The 16,995-nt window shown below is 61.1% G+C and carries 10 protein-coding genes and 1 pseudogene; 5 read left to right on the top strand and 6 right to left on the bottom strand.

Annotated elements, in window-relative coordinates; translation table 11 throughout:
* Nucleotides 1-3: 3 nt before the first annotated feature.
* The 3 genes from PMI31_RS11715 to aqpZ all read left to right on the top strand — a co-directional run bounded on the left by PMI31_RS11715 (nt 4) and on the right by aqpZ (nt 3,504).
* Entirely contained in the window at nt 4-567 is a 564-nt protein-coding gene (locus PMI31_RS11715; RefSeq protein ID WP_008018220.1) for a peptidylprolyl isomerase A, read from the top strand.
* Nucleotides 568-661: 94 nt separating this feature from the next.
* A complete protein-coding gene (locus tag PMI31_RS11710) occupies nt 662-2,494 on the top strand; it encodes an ABC transporter ATP-binding protein (protein WP_008018219.1) in 1,833 nt (610 codons plus the stop codon).
* Nucleotides 2,495-2,805: 311 nt separating this feature from the next.
* Nucleotides 2,806-3,504 carry an aquaporin Z gene (gene aqpZ, locus PMI31_RS11705; RefSeq protein ID WP_008018218.1) on the top strand — a complete coding sequence of 233 codons (699 nt, stop codon included), beginning with the start codon at nt 2,806-2,808 and terminating at the stop codon, nt 3,502-3,504.
* An 18-nt stretch (nt 3,505-3,522) separates the two neighbouring features.
* Here aqpZ and PMI31_RS11700 read toward each other — a convergent pair whose 3' ends face one another.
* Nucleotides 3,523-4,647: a GNAT family N-acetyltransferase gene (locus PMI31_RS11700; RefSeq protein WP_008018217.1), complete on the bottom strand. Its 1,125-nt coding sequence runs from the start codon at nt 4,645-4,647 to the stop codon at nt 3,523-3,525.
* 280 nt (nt 4,648-4,927) lie between these two features.
* On the opposite strand from PMI31_RS11700, the gene PMI31_RS11695 reads away from it, so the two are divergent.
* Nucleotides 4,928-6,259, top strand: coding sequence for a putative porin (locus PMI31_RS11695; RefSeq protein ID WP_008018216.1), 1,332 nt, complete (start codon nt 4,928-4,930; stop codon nt 6,257-6,259).
* Nucleotides 6,260-6,436: 177 nt separating this feature from the next.
* Here PMI31_RS11695 and PMI31_RS11690 read toward each other — a convergent pair whose 3' ends face one another.
* The 3 genes from PMI31_RS11690 to aceK all read right to left on the bottom strand — a co-directional run bounded on the left by PMI31_RS11690 (nt 6,437) and on the right by aceK (nt 13,692).
* Nucleotides 6,437-7,558, bottom strand: a complete 1,122-nt coding sequence (locus PMI31_RS11690) for a beta-ketoacyl-ACP synthase III (RefSeq protein WP_008018214.1) — start codon at nt 7,556-7,558, stop codon at nt 6,437-6,439.
* Nucleotides 7,559-7,883: 325 nt separating this feature from the next.
* Entirely contained in the window at nt 7,884-11,795 is a 3,912-nt protein-coding gene (gene hrpA / locus PMI31_RS11685) for an ATP-dependent RNA helicase HrpA (RefSeq protein WP_008018212.1), read from the bottom strand.
* 178 nt (nt 11,796-11,973) lie between these two features.
* Nucleotides 11,974-13,692, bottom strand: a complete 1,719-nt coding sequence (gene aceK / locus PMI31_RS11680; RefSeq protein WP_008018211.1) for a bifunctional isocitrate dehydrogenase kinase/phosphatase — start codon at nt 13,690-13,692, stop codon at nt 11,974-11,976.
* 181 nt (nt 13,693-13,873) lie between these two features.
* On the opposite strand from aceK, the gene PMI31_RS11675 reads away from it, so the two are divergent.
* The gene (locus tag PMI31_RS11675) at nt 13,874-14,782 is read left to right on the top strand and encodes a DMT family transporter (RefSeq protein WP_008018209.1); all 909 of its coding nucleotides are present in this window, start codon (nt 13,874-13,876) and stop codon (nt 14,780-14,782) included.
* A 130-nt stretch (nt 14,783-14,912) separates the two neighbouring features.
* Here PMI31_RS11675 and PMI31_RS11670 read toward each other — a convergent pair whose 3' ends face one another.
* Both PMI31_RS11670 and PMI31_RS11665 read right to left on the bottom strand, forming a co-directional pair.
* Nucleotides 14,913-16,493 (bottom strand): aldehyde dehydrogenase (NADP(+)), encoded by a 1,581-nt coding sequence (locus tag PMI31_RS11670; protein WP_008018208.1) that lies wholly within the window; start codon nt 16,491-16,493, stop codon nt 14,913-14,915.
* A 42-nt stretch (nt 16,494-16,535) separates the two neighbouring features.
* Nucleotides 16,536-16,995, bottom strand: a pseudogene (locus PMI31_RS11665) (AraD1 family protein); the annotation flags it as partial.

Raw genomic sequence — 16,995 nt, 5'->3', positions numbered from 1 at the left:
CCCATGCTGAAAAAAATCGCCCTCGCCGCAGGCTCCGTCCTGTTTGCCGCCAACCTGATGGCCGCGACGCCGGAAAAAGCCCCGCATGTGCTGCTGGACACCACCAACGGCCAGATCGAAATCGAACTGGACCCGGTCAAGGCCCCGATCAGTACCAAGAACTTTCTTGCGTACGTCGACAGCGGCTTCTACAACAACACGATTTTCCACCGGGTGATCCCGGGATTCATGGCCCAGGGCGGTGGTTTCACCCAGCAAATGCAGCAAAAACCGACCAAGGATCCGATCAAGAACGAAGCCAGCAACGGCCTGCATAACGTGCGTGGCACGCTGTCGATGGCGCGCACTTCCGATCCGGATTCGGCCACCAGCCAGTTCTTCATCAACGTCAAGGACAACGACTTCCTCGATCCGGGCCGTGACGCCGGTTATGCCGTATTCGCCAAAGTGGTCAAAGGCATGGATGTAGTGGACATCATCGTCAACTCCCAAACCACCACCAAGCAAGGCATGCAGAATGTGCCTATCGACCCGGTGCTCATCAAGTCGGCCAAGCGCATCGACTGAGACTAAGCTGGACAAGGATGTCCGAGCCGTTGCCGGTGTTTGCCGGCAACGCTCAAACCGTTAAAAGGAGAGCCCGTTCGCGGGCGAACAACCGATGCTTTATCGCCGTTTTGAAAAACTGATCGATGTTTTCCGTGAAGCGCCGACGGCGTCTCCGCCGGACCGGGTCTTCCCTTTCTACACTTATTACCTCAAGCAGGTCTGGCCGAGCTTCGCCGTCCTGTTGATCGTCGGCCTGATTGGCGCATTGATCGAGGTAGCGTTGTTCAGCTACCTGAGCCGCATCATCGACCTGGCCCAAGGCACGCCGAACGCCAATCTGTTCCGGGAACACGCCCTCGAACTGACCTGGATGGTGGTGGTCGCGCTGGTGCTGCGCCCTATATTCGTGGGCTTGCATGACCTGCTGGTGCACCAGACCCTGAGCCCCAGCATGACCAGCATGATCCGCTGGCAGAACCACAGCTACGTGCTCAAGCAGAGCCTGAATTTCTTCCAGAACGACTTCGCCGGGCGCATCGCCCAACGCATCATGCAAACCGGCAACTCACTGCGCGATTCCGCCGTGCAAGCCGTGGATGCGTTGTGGCATGTGCTGATCTACGCCATCAGTTCACTGGTGCTGTTCGCCGAAGCCGACTGGCGCCTGATGATCCCGCTGCTGACATGGATCTTCGCCTTCATCGGTGCCCTCTATCACTTCGTGCCACGGGTCAAGGATCGCTCGGTGGTGGCGTCTGATGCGCGCTCCAAACTCATGGGGCGGATTGTCGACGGCTACACCAACATCACTACCCTGAAGCTGTTCGCCCACACCCACTTCGAACAGCAATACGCCCGCGAAGCGATCAAGGAACAAACCGAAAAGGCGCAATTGGCTGGCCGTGTGGTCACCAGCATGGACGTGGTCATCACCAGTATGAACGGCTTGCTGATCGTCTGCACCACCGGCCTGGCCCTGTGGTTGTGGACGCAGTCGCTGATCAGCGTGGGGGCGATTGCCTTGGCCACCGGTCTGGTGATCCGTATCGTCAACATGTCCGGCTGGATCATGTGGGTGGTGACCGGCATCTTCGAAAACATCGGCATGGTGCAGGACGGTCTGCAGACCATCTCGCAACCGGTTTCCGTCACCGACCGCGACCAGGCCAAACCCTTGGCAGTGGCCCGTGGCGAAGTGCGCTTCGAACAGGTGGACTTCCACTACGGCAAGCAGAGCGGGATCATCGGCGACCTCAGCCTGACCATCAAGGCCGGTGAAAAAATCGGCCTGATCGGCCCGTCCGGTGCCGGCAAATCGACCTTGGTGAACCTGCTGCTGCGCCTGTACGACGTCGAAGGCGGACGCATCCTGATCGACGGCCAGAACATCGCCGACGTCAGCCAGGAAAGCCTGCGCGAACGCATCGGCATGATCACCCAGGACACGTCGCTGCTGCACCGCTCGATCCGTGACAACCTGCTGTATGGCAAACCCGACGCCACCGACGCGCAACTCTGGGAAGCGGTGCACAAGGCCCGGGCTGACGGTTTCATTCCTTCACTCTCGGACGCCGAAGGCCGCAGCGGTTTCGATGCCCACGTCGGTGAACGCGGAGTGAAACTCTCCGGCGGCCAGCGCCAGCGCATCGCCATTGCCCGCGTGTTGCTCAAGGACGCGCCGATCCTGATCATGGACGAGGCCACATCGGCACTGGATTCGGAAGTCGAGGCGGCGATCCAGGAAAGCCTCGAAACCCTGATGCAGGGCAAGACCGTGATCGCCATCGCCCACCGGCTCTCGACCATCGCCCGGATGGACCGGCTGGTGGTGCTGGAAAACGGCAAGATCGCCGAAACCGGAACCCACGCCGAGCTGCTCGCCCATGGCGGTTTGTATGCACGGTTGTGGCAACACCAGACCGGTGGATTTGTCGGGATCGATTGATCCTGAAGATGGTCACCGTACCTGTAGGAGCGAGCTTGCTCGCGATGAACCAGAGAACGCCGCGGGCTGTCAGGCTCCCGGCATTATCGTTGACGACCATCGCGAGCAAGCTCGCTCCTACAGGGGGGGCAAGTGAAGCCGAAAGATTATAGAAAACCGCCTGGGCCCGCCAACAACGGGCCCTGGCGGTTTTTCATGCCTGCTGGAATTCTGAAAAAACCGTGCTGTACTCACTTCAACCTTCTGGAGGTGGTTCTGCTGTCCATCGGCTGGATGCACAAGGCAGCATAATCTCGAAAGGGAACTCTCTCATGTCTCTGTTAAAACGTTCGGCGACCGAGTTGGTAGGTACGTTCTGGCTGGTGTTGGGTGGTTGCGGCAGTGCGGTATTGGCGGCGGCTTTTCCGCAGGTGGGAATCGGCCTGCTCGGAGTGTCCTTTGCGTTTGGCCTGACAGTGCTGACCATGGCTTTCGCCATCGGCCATATTTCCGGCTGTCATCTCAACCCTGCGGTGTCCCTCGGCCTGGTGGTAGGTGGACGGTTTCCGGCCAATGAATTGCCGGCCTACATCGTTGCCCAGGTCATTGGCGGCGTGATTGCAGCCGCCCTGCTGTACTTCATAGCCAGCGGCAAACCCGGTTTCGAACTGGCGGGAGGCCTGGCGTCCAACGGCTACGGCGAACACTCGCCTGGCGGCTACTCGATGGCGGCAGGCTTCGTCTGTGAACTGGTGATGACCGCGATGTTCATCCTGATCATCCTCGGCGCCACCGATAAACGTGCACCGGCCGGACTGGCACCGATCGCCATCGGCCTGGGGCTGACGCTCATCCACCTGATCTCGATCCCGGTCACCAACACCTCGGTCAACCCGGCGCGCAGCACCGGCCCGGCGCTGATCGTCGGCGGCTGGGCGATTCAACAACTGTGGATGTTCTGGGTCGCGCCGCTACTCGGTGCAGTCGTCGGCGGCGTGCTGTATCGCTGGCTGGGTAAGGAAGACAACTGACGCGCTATAAGGAGAAGATCAGCCTTGTCGATATGGCAAGGCTGACTTCGCATCCTCTGCATAAGCCATCACCCCCAGCCGCTCCTGCTCCAGAAAGTCTTTCACCGCCGCTTTCAACCCCGGATGCCGCAGGTAGTGCCAGGAATGCGTAATGACTGGCTCGAATCCACGAATCAGTTTGTGTTCGCCCTGTGCCCCGGCATCGAAACGCTGGAAACCGTTGGCGATGGCATAGTCCATGCCCTGGTAGAAACAGGTCTCGAAATGCAGGCGATCGAACTCCGCCAGGCATCCCCAGTAACGCCCATAAAAGCTGTCGCCCCCCACCAGGCTGAACGCCATCGCCACCGGCCGTGAACCCTGTTTGGCCAGCACCACGCGAATCGACTCCGGCATGCGTTCGGCCAACAGGCTGAAAAACGCCCGCGTCAGATACGGCGCTTGTCGGCGCACCGCGTACGTATTGGCGTAGCAGGCATAGACGAAATCCCATTGCGCCTGACTCAGCTCCCGCCCCTCCAGCCATTCGAACTCAAAGCCCTGCCCGGCCACCTGCTCGCGCTCCTTGCGCATCTGTTTGCGCTTGCGTGAACTCAGCACGTCGAGAAAGTCCTGAAAGTCCCGATAGCCACGATTCTGCCAGTGGTACTGACAGCCAACGCGCTGCAACCAGCCGGGCTGCTCGCTCAGTGCCGCGTCGGTGAACGGATCGGTGAAGTTGATGTGGGCGCTGGAGAGTTGTTCTATCTCAAGGTAGCCCGGCAGGCTGTTCAATAATTCAAAGCCGTCTTCTACCGTGGCCGCCAACAGCCGCGGCCCGCTGACAGGACTGAACGGCACCGCGCTCAACAGTTTGGGGTAGTAATCGATGCCGGCGCGTGCACAGGCGTCGGCCCAGGCGTGATCGAACACGTATTCGCCGTAGGAATGCCACTTGCGATAACTGGGCAGCGCGGCGATCAGGCGCTCACCTTCAATGTGCAGCAAATGCTCGGGCTGCCAGCCGGAATGGGGTCCGACGCTGCCGCTGTCCTCCAGCGCGCTCAAAAAAGCGTGACGCAGAAAAGGCTGACTTTCCGGAACCAGGGCGTCCCAGGTCTGCGGGGCGATTTCTGACAGTCTTTGCAGGCGTTGCAACGGCATCACCGTCCTCACTCTTCATGGCGTGAAAGCCCCGCGAGTATCGCCCATCGCTGCGCAATGCACACGGGCAAAACGACGACAGTGCTCTAACTCAATAGTTCACGGCGACTTTGTATCGTCATCGACATGACATCACATCGCCACCGCTCTGTCATAAACCATCGCGATACTGGCGCCTGTTTTTAGAGCGCCGGGTTATACCCGGCCACTGTTTTCCGCCCCTTACGGTCGGTTGTGTCCCGGATGGCTCTGTCATCCCCTCTCATCTTCGGAGATTGATATGCGTCTTGCTTCCACGAAAACTGCGGCGGCCTTGTGCGGTGGCCTGTTGCTGGCCATGAGTGTTCCGGCCAGTGCCGCAGTCGACGCCAAACTGCTCGACATGCTCAAGGCTAACGGCTCGATCACCAACGCGCAGTACAGCGAACTGCAAGCCGAGCTGGCCAGAGATCAGAAAGACCAGCAGATCGCCCGTCAGGCTCAGCAAGAGACCAACGAGCAAATCGCGGCCACCGCGAAGAAAACCGACACACTGAGCGCCTTCGACCAGAAACTGGCCTGGGCCGCCAAGACCCAGTTCAAGGGTGACGTACGTTTCCGTGAAGAAACCGTGCACAACGATGGCGTGCCAAACAACAAGGACCAGGACCGTCAGCGCATTCGTGCCCGCCTGGGTGCCTACAGCGAAATCAACCCGCAAGTCGACACCGGTATCCGCATCGCTACCGGCAGCAACGACGACGCTCGCTCGACCAACCAGGACCTGAACAACTACTTCGACAAGAAGCAGATCTGGCTGGACCTGGGCTACATCGACTACCACCCGGACGCGATCAAGAACCTGCACCTGGTTGGCGGCAAAATGCCGCAACAATGGGTGAGCATGGGCGACATCATCTGGGATAGCGACATCAACCCGGAAGGTCTGGCCGTCACCTACAAGTACCCGCTGAGCGGCAGCACCGAGCTGTTCGGTAGTGCGGGTCACTACACCCTCAAGGACAACGTCGACGGTGAAGGCGTGCAGTTCAAGCACGACCTGCGTCTGTACGCTGGCCAGTTGGGCGCGCGCTTCGCCATCACCGACAGCATGAAAATGACGCTGGGTGGCAGTCTCTACTCCTACGACAACGACAGCAGCAGTGCCTGCCCTACTTCCGGCACCGTTACCACGCCGTGCGCCTTGGCCGTCAACGGCAACAGCCCGGGCGAAACCTTCAAACTGTACGAAGGCTTTGGCCAGTTGGACTTCAGCAACCTGCCGGTTCCGTTGTCGATCTACGGTCAGTACGTCAACAACACCGATGCCAGCAACGACCAGGACACTGGCTGGCTGGCCGGTGTGAAGTCCAAGGTCTACGGCTTCAACCTGGACTACAACTACCGCGACGTGCAGCGTAACGCTGTAGTGGGTGCCTTCACCGACTCCGACTTCGCCAACGGCTTCACCGGTTCGCGTGGCAGCAAGCTGAAAGTGAGCTACGACCTGGACAAGAACTTCGCCCTGGGCGCGACCTACTTCATGGCGACCTCGGACCAGACCAACGCCAACATCAACAAGAAAGATTCGGACATCAACACCCTGCAACTGGATGCCGAAGCGAAGTTCTGATTCACCCCGCTACACGACTCGGGCAAGGAAGCCCGGGACGCCTTTACAGCCTGTCGTTGTTATCTCGGTCCCCATCATCCTCCGATATAACAACGCCAGGCTTTTTCTATTTTCTCGTTGTACTTGCGCAAAAAAAATCGCAGCCATTGGCTGCGATTTTTTTTACCGCGAACAATTTCAGCGCTTGCGCAGCAACACGCTACCAATTGAATAACCGGCACCGAACGAACTGAGCACGGCCAGCGAGCCGGCGGGCAGATCGTCCTGATTCTTGTGGAACGCAATCACGGAACCTGCGGAACTGGTGTTGGCGTAGGTGTCGAGAATCACCGGGGCTTCCTGTTCGGTGGCGTCGCGGCCCAGCAGTTTCTTGACGATCAGGTGGTTCATGCTGAGGTTGGCCTGGTGCAGCCAGAAGCGCTTCACATCGCTGACGTTGAGCTGGTTCTCCTGCAGATGCTCACTGATCAGCTCGGCCACCATCGGGCAGACTTCCTTGAACACCTTGCGGCCTTCCTGCACGAACAGTTTGTCCTTGGCGCCGATGCCCTCTTCCGCCGCGCGGTTGAGGAAGCCGAAGTTGTTGCGGATGTTATTGGAGAACTTGGTCAGCAGCTTGGTGCTGACAATGTCGAACTGGTATTTGGACGTCGCCAGGTCGGCACGCTCGATGATCACCGCGGTGGCGGCATCGCCGAAGATGAAGTGGCTGTCACGGTCACGGAAGTTCAGGTGGCCGGTGCAGACTTCCGGGTTGACCATCAGGATTGCCCGGGCCTGACCCAGTTGCACGCTGTTGGCGGCGGCCTGGATACCGAAGGTCGCCGAAGAGCACGCCACGTTCATGTCGAAACCGAAACCCTGGATGCCCAGCGCTTCCTGAACTTCGATGGCAATGGCCGGGTAAGCACGTTGCAGGTTGGAGCAGGCAACGATCACGCCGTCGATGTCCGCTGCGGTCTTGCCGGCGCGCTGCAAGGCTTGTTCCGCCGCGCCGATGGCCATCTGGCAAAGCACCGACCACTCGTCGTTGGAACGCTCCGGCAGGCGTGGGGCCATGCGTTGCGGGTCGAGGATTCCGTCCTTGTCCATGACAAAGCGGCTCTTGATACCGGAGGCTTTCTCGATGAATGCGGCGCTGGATTCAGTCAACGCTTGCACTTCACCGCGGGCGATGGCATCGGCGTTGTCGGCATTGAATTGCGCGACATAAGTGTTGAAAGACTGGACCAGCTCTTCGTTGGAAATGCTGTTGGCCGGGGTGTACAGGCCGGTGCCACTGATGACGACGTTATGCATGGTCGTGTCTCTAATCTGTTCAGGCAGAAAGTATTGGCACCGTCGTACCAATACACAAAGGGTCAATTCCCATCCGGGGGACGCAAACCTGGCATCGCTTTATTCCGACCTGCCGACGACCGTGAAGGCTCAAAACCGCGGGGCCGGCGTTTATAGGCGCGAAGTTTGCCATAAACCTTGAGTTTTCGCCCCTTTTGCAAGAGCGACAACATACCTTGTAGGAGCGAGCTCGCTCGCGATGAACTAGAGAACGCCGCGGGCTGTCAGGCTCCCAGCATTATCGTTGACGACCATCGCGAGCAAGCTCGCTCCTACAGGGGGCGGGTCAAGGCTCTACTTGCGACCACTGCTTGTTCAGCCGCTTGTCGGAGATCGGCACCTTGGTCCCCAGTTGCTGGGCAAACAGCGAAACCCGGTATTCCTCCAGCCACCAGCGATACAACTCCAGCTGCGGATCGCGCTTGCCTTCCTGGGCGTGTTTGCTGGCGCGGGTCTGGTATTGCGTCCACAGGCCGCTCAGTTCGCCGCTCCAGACCCGGTCGCGCTGCACCTGGGCACCGATTTTTTCGAAGCGCTGCTCAATGGCCTTGAGGTAACGCGGCAACTCCTTGAGCCACTGCATCGGCGTTTCCCGGACAAACCCCGGATAGACCAGGTGACTGAGCTGCTGCTTGATATCGTTCAGGGCCACGGCTTGCGCCAGATCGATCTTGCCCTTGAAGCGCTTTTGCAAGCCGTGCCAGAGCTTGAGGATTTCCAGGGTCAGCTTCGCCACACGCTCGGCGTGCTCGGTCCAGGCGCCACGCTTGCGTTCTGCCAGGGACGCCAGACCCGCACCGTCACGAGGCAGCGGGTCTTCGCCCTCAAGAATGCAGCTGTCGAGGCTGGCCAGCAGAATGTCTTCCACCAATGCATCGACACGCCCCATGTCGCGATACAACAGACCCAATTCGGTCAGGCCCGGCAACTTGCCGCGCAGGAACTTCGCCGATTCGGCCAGTTGCTGCATCAGCAGGCGCTGCAGCGCACGGCGATGCTGGAACTCGGCTTCGGCCGGCGTCGAGAAACGTCCTTCCTTGACCGTGCCCGCCTCTTCCACCAGCGCCGGATACACCGTCATCGACAGCCCGGCGATCTTCTGCTGGGTTTTCTCGGCGACGGCGGCGAACACTTTCGGCTCCACCGGTTGCTGGCTTTTCGCGGATTGCGGGACGGCCAACGCCGCCTGGCTGGCTTCGGCGAAACGCGCAGTCAGCTCAGCCAGATCGCGACCTTCACCGAGGAACTTGCCCTGACCGTCGACGATTTCCAGGTTCATCCGCAGATGGCTTTCGACCTGCTGCGCCGCCTCGGTCCAGGCTTCATCACTAACCCGCGCTCCGGTCATGCGCAGCAGCTCGCGCCCCAGGGCCTGGGGCAGCGAACCCTCGGCAAAGGTCATGCGCTGCAAGGCCGCCTTGACGAAGTCCGGCACCGGCACGAAGTTCTTGCGCAAGGCCTTGGGCAAGTTGCGCACCAGCGCAATGCACTTGGCTTCGATGACACCCGGCACCAGCCATTCCAGGCGTTCCGGTGGCAGCATCGGCAACAGCGGTGCCGGCACCCGCAGGGTCACGCCGTCCCTTGGATGGTTGGGTTCGAAGTGGTAGCCGAGCGCCAATTCCAGATCGCCGATGTGCAGCGTATCCGGGTAGTGCTGGGCGGTGACTTCACTGGCTTCGCGAGCCAGCACGTCCTCTTCGCGCATGATCAGCAGCTGCGGGTCTTTCTGGCTGTTGATCCGATACCAGCTGTCGAAGGTCGCCGTCTGATGGATCTCCGCCGGCAGTCGCGCGTCGTAGAAGGCGAACAGGGTTTCTTCGTCGGCGAGGATGTCGCGACGACGGGCCTTGGCTTCCAGTTCGTCGAGTTGTTCCAGCAACTGTTTGTTGGCGGTCAGGCACTTGGCTTTCGACTGGATCTCGCCGCGCACCAGTGCTTCGCGGATGAACAATTCGCGAGACACCACCGGGTCGACCGGGCCGTAGTGCACCGGCCGACGGCCGACCACGATCAACCCGAACAGGGTGATCTGCTCGAACGCCACGACCTGGCCACGCTTCTTCTCCCAGTGGGGTTCGAAGTGGTTTTTCTTGATCAGGTGCCCGGCCAGCGGCTCGATCCAGTCGGCGTCGATCTTCGCCACCATGCGCGCGTAGAGCTTGGTGGTTTCCACCAGTTCGGCGGTCATCAGCCACTGAGGGCGCTTCTTGCCGATACCCGAGGACGGATGAATCCAGAACCGCCGCTGACGTGCGCCGAGGTAATCGCCCTCTTCGGTTTTCTGGCCGATCTGGCTCAGCAACCCCACCAGCACTGCTTTGTGCAGTTTCGGATAGTCCGCCGGCTCTTTATTGAGGCTCAACTGCATGTCGCGGCAGATCAGGCTCAGCTGGCGATGGGAGTCGCGCCATTCGCGCAGGCGCAGGTAATTCAGGAAGTTCTTGCGGCACCAGTTGCGCAGCGGGTTGGCGCCCAGTGCCTGGCGCTGCTCCTCGAAACCGCGCCACAGATTGACCAGTCCGGCAAAGTCCGAGTCGGCGTCTTTCCACTGGGCGTGGGCCTGATCCGCCGCTTGCTGACGCTCCGGCGGGCGCTCACGCGGGTCCTGGATCGACATGGCGCTGGCGACGATCAGCACTTCCTGCAAGCTGCCGAGCTTCGCCGCTTCGAGCAACATGCGGCCCATGCGCGGGTCCACCGGCAGCCGTGCCAGTTGACGACCGAGCGGCGTCAATTGACTGTTGCGATCCACCGCCGAGAGTTCTTGCAGCAGGTTGAAACCGTCGCTGATGGCCTTGCCATCCGGCGGCTCGATGAACGGGAACGCGGTGATCTCGCCGAGGCGCAGATGCAACATCTGCAGGATGACCGCCGCGAGGTTGGTCCGCAGGATTTCCGGATCGGTGAATTCCGGGCGACCGAGGAAATCCTCTTCGCTGTACAGGCGCACGCAAATGCCCGGCTCGACCCGCCCGCAACGGCCCTTGCGCTGGTTGGCACTGGCCTGGGAAATGGCCTCGATCGGCAGGCGCTGAACCTTGGCCCGGTAGCTGTAACGGCTGATGCGCGCGGTGCCGCTGTCGATCACGTAACGGATACCTGGCACGGTCAGCGAGGTTTCCGCGACGTTGGTCGCCAGCACCACACGGCGCCCCGGGTGCGACTGGAAAATTCGCTGTTGCTCGGCCGGCGACAGCCGTGCATACAACGGCAGGATTTCGGTGTGCTTGAGCTGGGCCTTGCGCAGCATGTCGGCGGCGTCGCGAATTTCGCGCTCCCCCGGCAGGAACACCAGCACGTCACCGGGGCTGCGGCGCTCGCTGCGCTCATAAGCGGCGATTTCGTCGAGGGTGGCGAGGATCGCCTGGTCCACCGTCAGGTCGTCCTCGACGCGGTTGCCCTCTTCGTCCTGCTCCAGGGTCAGCGGTCGATACCAGGTGTCCACCGGGAAAGTACGGCCGGACACTTCGACAATCGGCGCATCGTCGAAATGTTTGGAGAACCGTTCCAGGTCGATGGTCGCCGAAGTGATGATGACCTTCAGGTCCGGACGGCGTGGCAGCAGGGTTTTCAGGTAGCCGAGCAGGAAGTCGATGTTGAGGCTGCGTTCGTGGGCTTCGTCGACGATGATCGTGTCGTAGCGTTCCAGATAGCGGTCGTTCTGGGTTTCCGCCAGCAGGATGCCGTCGGTCATCAGCTTGATCAGGGTGTTGGAATCGCTCTGATCCTCGAAGCGCACCTGATAGCCGACCAGTGCGCCCAGCGGCGTGCCGAGTTCTTCGGCCACCCGGCTGGCGACGCTGCGCGCAGCGATCCGGCGCGGCTGGGTGTGCCCGATCAAGCCGTGCTGGCCGCGACCGATTTCCAGGCAGATCTTCGGCAACTGGGTGGTTTTACCCGAACCGGTTTCGCCGGCGATGATCAGCACCTGGTGCTTTTCCAGCGCTTTCTTGATTTCGTCGCGCTTGGCGGCGATCGGCAGGCTGTCGTCGTAACGAATCACCGGCAGGCTGGCCTTGCGCGCCAGCACCTGATCAGAGGACGCCTGCAGGCGCGCCACCCACTGGGCCAGCTTGGCCTCGTCGGGTTTCTTGCGCAGCTCAAGCAACTGCCGCCGCAGCCGGTGGCGGTCGGCGAGCATGGCGTGATCGAGGTTTTTCAGCAGTTTGTCGATGGAGGGCGATTCGTCGGTCATCGGGTACGCAATTCGGTCGTCTAGTGGCGCAGGGTGCGGATTGTCGCAGATTTAAAGGTTGAGCGAGATCCCTTGTAGGAGCCGGCTTGCCGGCGAAGGCGTCCGGGCTGGCGATGCAACGCTCAAGATTGCCTTCGCCGGCAAGCCGGCTCCTACAGGGGGCGTATCGGATGGAGGGCTATTCGCTGTCCAGGCCCTTGCGCCGATACGGAAACACATCAATCACCTTCCCCGCCCGAATCGCCTCTTGCAGGCTCTTCCAGTAATCGGCGTTGTACAACTCGCCATGCAGCTGGTCGAACAACCGGCGCTGCCCCGAATCGGCAAACAGGAACGGCGGAAACTCTTCCGGAAACACGTCCAGCGGCCCGATCGAATACCACGGCTCGGAGGCCATTTCGTCCTCGGGGGTGCGCGGTGCCGGGATGTGGCGAAAATTGGCCTCGGTGAGGAAGCAGATCTCGTCATAGTCGTAGAACACCACCCGGCCGTGACGGGTCACCCCGAAGTTCTTCAACAGCATGTCGCCGGGAAAGATGTTCGCCGCCGCCAGTTGCTTGATCGCCAGCCCGTAGTCTTCCAGGGCCTCGCGCACCTGCGCCTCGTTGGCGTTTTCCAGGTAGAGGTTCAGCGGGGTCATGCGGCGCTCGGTCCAGCAGTGACGGATAAGCACCGTGTCGTCTTCCACCGATACCGTGGACGGTGCGACTTCCAGCAGCTCCTCCAGGCACGCCGGGTCGAACTTGCTCAGCGGGAAACGGAAGTCGGCGAACTCCTGGGTATCGGCCATGCGTCCGACCCGGTCGACGCTCTTCACCAAACGGTACTTTTCGATCACCGTAGCGCGGTCGACGTTTTTCGACGGCGAGAAACGGTCCTTGATGATTTTGAACACGGTGTTGAAACCCGGCAGGGTGAACACGCTCATGACCATGCCGCGCACACCGGGGGCCATGATGAACTGGTCGTCGGTGTTGGCCAGGTGATTGATCAGGGCCCGGTAGAACTCCGACTTGCCATGCTTGTAGAAGCCAATCGAGGTGTACAGCTCGGCTATGTGCTTGCCCGGCAGGATCCGCCGCAGGAAGCCGATAAACTCCGCCGGCACCGGCACGTCCACCATGAAATACGAGCGGGTAAAGGAGAAAATGATCGACACGTCCGCCTCGTCGGTGATCAGCGCATCGATCTGGATGCCGCGCCCTTCGAGGTGCAGCAATGGAATTGCCAGCGGCCATTGCTCGTCGGCGGTGTAGATGCGCCCCACCAGGTACGCGCCTTTATTGCGGTACAGCACCGAGGAAAACAGCTCGACGCTCAATTCCGGGTCCTTGCACACCCAATCCGGCAGGTTCTCGCGCAGTTGCGCTTCGAGGCGGCGCAGGTCCCCTGGCAGGTCGGCGTATTCTTCGCTGAAGCGGTAGTCGGCGAAAATGCTGGCGAGCATGGCCGACAATTGGCCTTGCGGCTTGTAGGTGCGGGTTTGCGCGGCCCGGGCACGGCGCAGGCTCGGCCGGGTGGTGTGGATGAACATGCAGCCGTCGCTGATCAGGTCATGGCTGAACAGCCCGCAGAAGATCGAGTTGTACCAGGTCTCGGACAGTTCATCGTCGAAGCGCAGGTCGATCAGGCTGATGTAGGCGCTTTTGACCAGCGGCCAGCAGCTGACGTCCAGCGTGTCGGCGTCAAACGCGGTGCGCAGTCGCTCCACCGTTTCACCGACTTTGTCTTCGTACAGATTGATGCGTGCCGCCGACGCCGATTGCGTCTCTTGCCACAGGGCCTGCTCGAAACGGGCCCGGGCGCCGTCGGTGATCTGGCGAAAATGCTCGCGGTAATCGTCAAAGCCATCGAGGATCAAGCGGGCGATGTCGGCGGCTGGCCATTGCTGCGGCATGTTGAGACCTCTGCGGGAATTCGGAAGGCTTGAGCTTAGCCAGTGAACCGGGTGCAGGAGAAGCGTAATTTTCCCGCCGCCGCGTCATCGACGCCCTGAAGAGTTCAACGTCCGGTTTTCGGTTGCCATCGATCCCGCACTCAGCAACACTTTCGCCCCTCCCTCAAGGAAGGAACGCACTGTGAACCCCGTCGATATTTTCCGTTTACTGTCCCTGGCGGCCATTTGGGGTGCGAGTTTTCTGTTCATGCGCATCATCGCCCCGGTGATCGGCAGCATTCCTACCGCTTTTTTCCGTGTATCGATAGCCGCTGCCGGACTGCTGGTGATTCTTGGGCTGATGCGCATCAGTTGGGATTTCAAGGGCAAACTCAAAACGGTGATGCTGCTCGGGGTGATCAACTCCGGCATCCCGGCGACCCTGTACTCCGTTGCAGCGCAGGTGCTGCCTGCCGGTTACTCGTCGATTTTCAACGCCACCACACCGCTGATGGGCGTGCTGATCGGTGGCCTGTTTTTCCATGAAAGGCTCACCGCCGCCAAGCTCGGCGGAGTTTTTCTCGGGCTGTTCGGGGTCGGCGTGCTGACCCGCGCGGGCCCGGTGGCGTTCGATATCGGGTTGTTGATGGGTGCCGTCGCCTGCCTGCTCGCCACCACGTGCTACGGTTTTGCCGGATTCCTGGCCCGGCGCTGGCTCGATCAGGCCGGTGGCCTGGACAGCCGTTTGTCGGCACTGGGCAGCATGCTCGGCGCGACGTTGTTCCTGCTGCCGCTGTTCGGTTACAGCGTGATCAGCCAGCCACCGGCGAGCTGGGGCGGCTGGAACGTGTGGCTGTCGTTGCTGGGCCTGGGGCTGGGCTGCACGGCGTTTGCCTACATTATTTATTTCCGGCTGCTGAGCTCGATTGGTCCGGTGAAATCGATGACCACGACCTTCCTGATTCCGCTGTTCGGGGTGTTGTGGGGAGGGTTGTTCCTCGATGAGCCACTGTCGATGGCGCATGTTTATGGCGGGGTGTTGATTGCAGTGGCGTTGTGGCTGGTGTTGAAGCCGGCGGCGGTGAAGGTTGCCGAGGTGAATGCCCGGTAGTCATTGGGTGTTGTTTATGACGCCATCGCTGGCCAGCCAGCTCCCACAGTTATTGATGACATACACAAAACCGTGTACGACTCCAAAACCTGTGGGAGCTGGCTTGCCAGCGATGGCGATCGCTCTGGCACTACAAGGCTGACTGGCTCACCTCCCCATCCACCAACCGCCGAATCCCCAGCGGATTGGCGTTCTGCAACGCCTCGGGCAGCAGCGCATCCGGATAATTCTGAAAACACACCGGCCGCAGGAAACGATCGATCGCCAGGGTGCCGACCGAGGTGCCCCGCGAGTCGGATGTCGCCGGATACGGCCCGCCATGCACCATGGCCTCGCACACTTCGACCCCGGTCGGATAGCCGTTGAGCAAGATCCGTCCGACCTTTTCTTGCAGCAATTCACCCAGCCAGCGGTACTCCAGCAGTTCATCTGCCTCACCAATCAGCGTCGCCGTCAGTTGCCCGCGCAGTCCCTGCAGCGCCGCCGCCAACTGCGGCCGATCCTCGACCTCGATGACGATGGTGGTTGGCCCGAACACTTCCTCCTGCAGCAATTGATCGCCCTTGAGCAACAGGCTGAAATCGGCCTTGAACACCTGTGGCTGCGCCTGATTGCCCTGTTGCGGCCGGCCTGCCAGATGGGTCAGGCCCGGATGTTCGTACAGTTCGTCAAGGCCCCGGCTGTAACTGGCCAGCGTGCCGGCATTGAGCATGGTTTGCGCCGGCTGCTCGTTCATGTTGGCGCAGAACTGCTGCAGAAACTGGCTGAACTGCGGCGAGCGCAAACCAATGACCAGGCCGGGATTGGTACAGAACTGCCCGCAACCCTGGGTCACCGAACCGGCTAGTTGCGCTGCGATCTGCTCACCGCGCACCTTGAGCGCGTCTGGCAGCAGGAACACCGGGTTGATGCTCGACATCTCGGCGAACACCGGGATCGGCTGCGGTCGGTTCGCGGCCATGTGGCTCAGGGCATTGCCCCCCTTGAGCGAGCCGGTGAAGCCCACCGCCTGAATCGCCGGATGCTTGACCAGCCATTCGCCGACCCCACCGCCATAGATCATGTTGAATACACCGGCCGGCATCGCGGTTTTTTCCGCGGCGCGGATGATCGCATCCGCCACCCACTCGGCGGTTGCCATGTGCCCGCTGTGGGCCTTGAACACCACCGGGCAACCGGCGGCCAGTGCCGAGGCGGTATCGCCGCCGGCCGTAGAGAATGCCAAGGGGAAGTTGCTGGCACCGAACACCGCGACTGGCCCCAGGGCGATGCGGTACTGACGCAGATCCGGGCGTGGCAACGGCTGACGATCCGGTAATGCGCGGTCGATGCGCGCACCAAGGAAATCGCCGCGACGCAGTACCTTGGCGAACAGGCGCAACTGACCGCTGGTGCGTGCACGCTCACCTTGGATACGCCCGGCCGGCAACGCCGTTTCGCGACACACGGTGGCCACGAACTCATCGCCCAGCCCGTCGATTTCATCGGCAATGGCATCGAGAAACCGGGCACGTTTTTCCGCACTCAGGTTGCGGTAGATCGGGTACGCCGCAGCCGCCGCTTTGGCGGCTGCGTCCACTTCGGCTTCGCTGGCCTGGAAGAAGATTCCGGGGAGCGGCTCACCCGTGGTGGCGTCGAGGCTTTGCAGTTGCAGCGTGCCGTTGGCGCTGCGACGACCGCCGATGTAGTTGTGTCCTAGTGGCAACGTCATTGAGGTTTCCTTGTCCGGCCAGCAACGCCGGAGATTGAAGGTTTAAAGCGTGCGCACCTGACCGATGCCCAGCGGCTGGGCGCTTTCGCCGATGCCGTTGACCAGGGGCGCACCAAACTCATCGAGACTGAGATGGAAGCGATCCCCCGGCTGGGTTTTCACCCCGTCGGCAAACGACAGCGTGGCGGTGCCGAAGTAATGCACGTGCACATCGCCGGGACGCAAAAACTGCGCGTACTTGAAGTGATGAAATTCGAGATTGGCCAGGCTGTGGCACATGTTGTCTTCGCCACTGAGAAACTCTTTTTCCCAGATCGTCTGGCCGTCGCGTTTGATGCGGCTGGTGCCGACCAGATGCCTGGGCAGCTCACCGACGCGCAGCTCCGGGCCATAGGAGCAGCAGCGCAGCTTCGAATGGGCGAGGTACAGGTAGTTGCGCCGCTCCATGACGTGGTCAGAGAACTCGTTACCCAGCGCATAACCGAGCCGATACGGCTGGGCG

The sequence above is a fragment of the Pseudomonas sp. GM55 genome, assembly GCF_000282395.1.
Taxonomy (GTDB): domain Bacteria; phylum Pseudomonadota; class Gammaproteobacteria; order Pseudomonadales; family Pseudomonadaceae; genus Aquipseudomonas; species Aquipseudomonas fluorescens_CC.
Note: the sequence above shows the minus strand (reverse complement) of the source record. Positions and strands in the feature narration are given on the sequence as shown.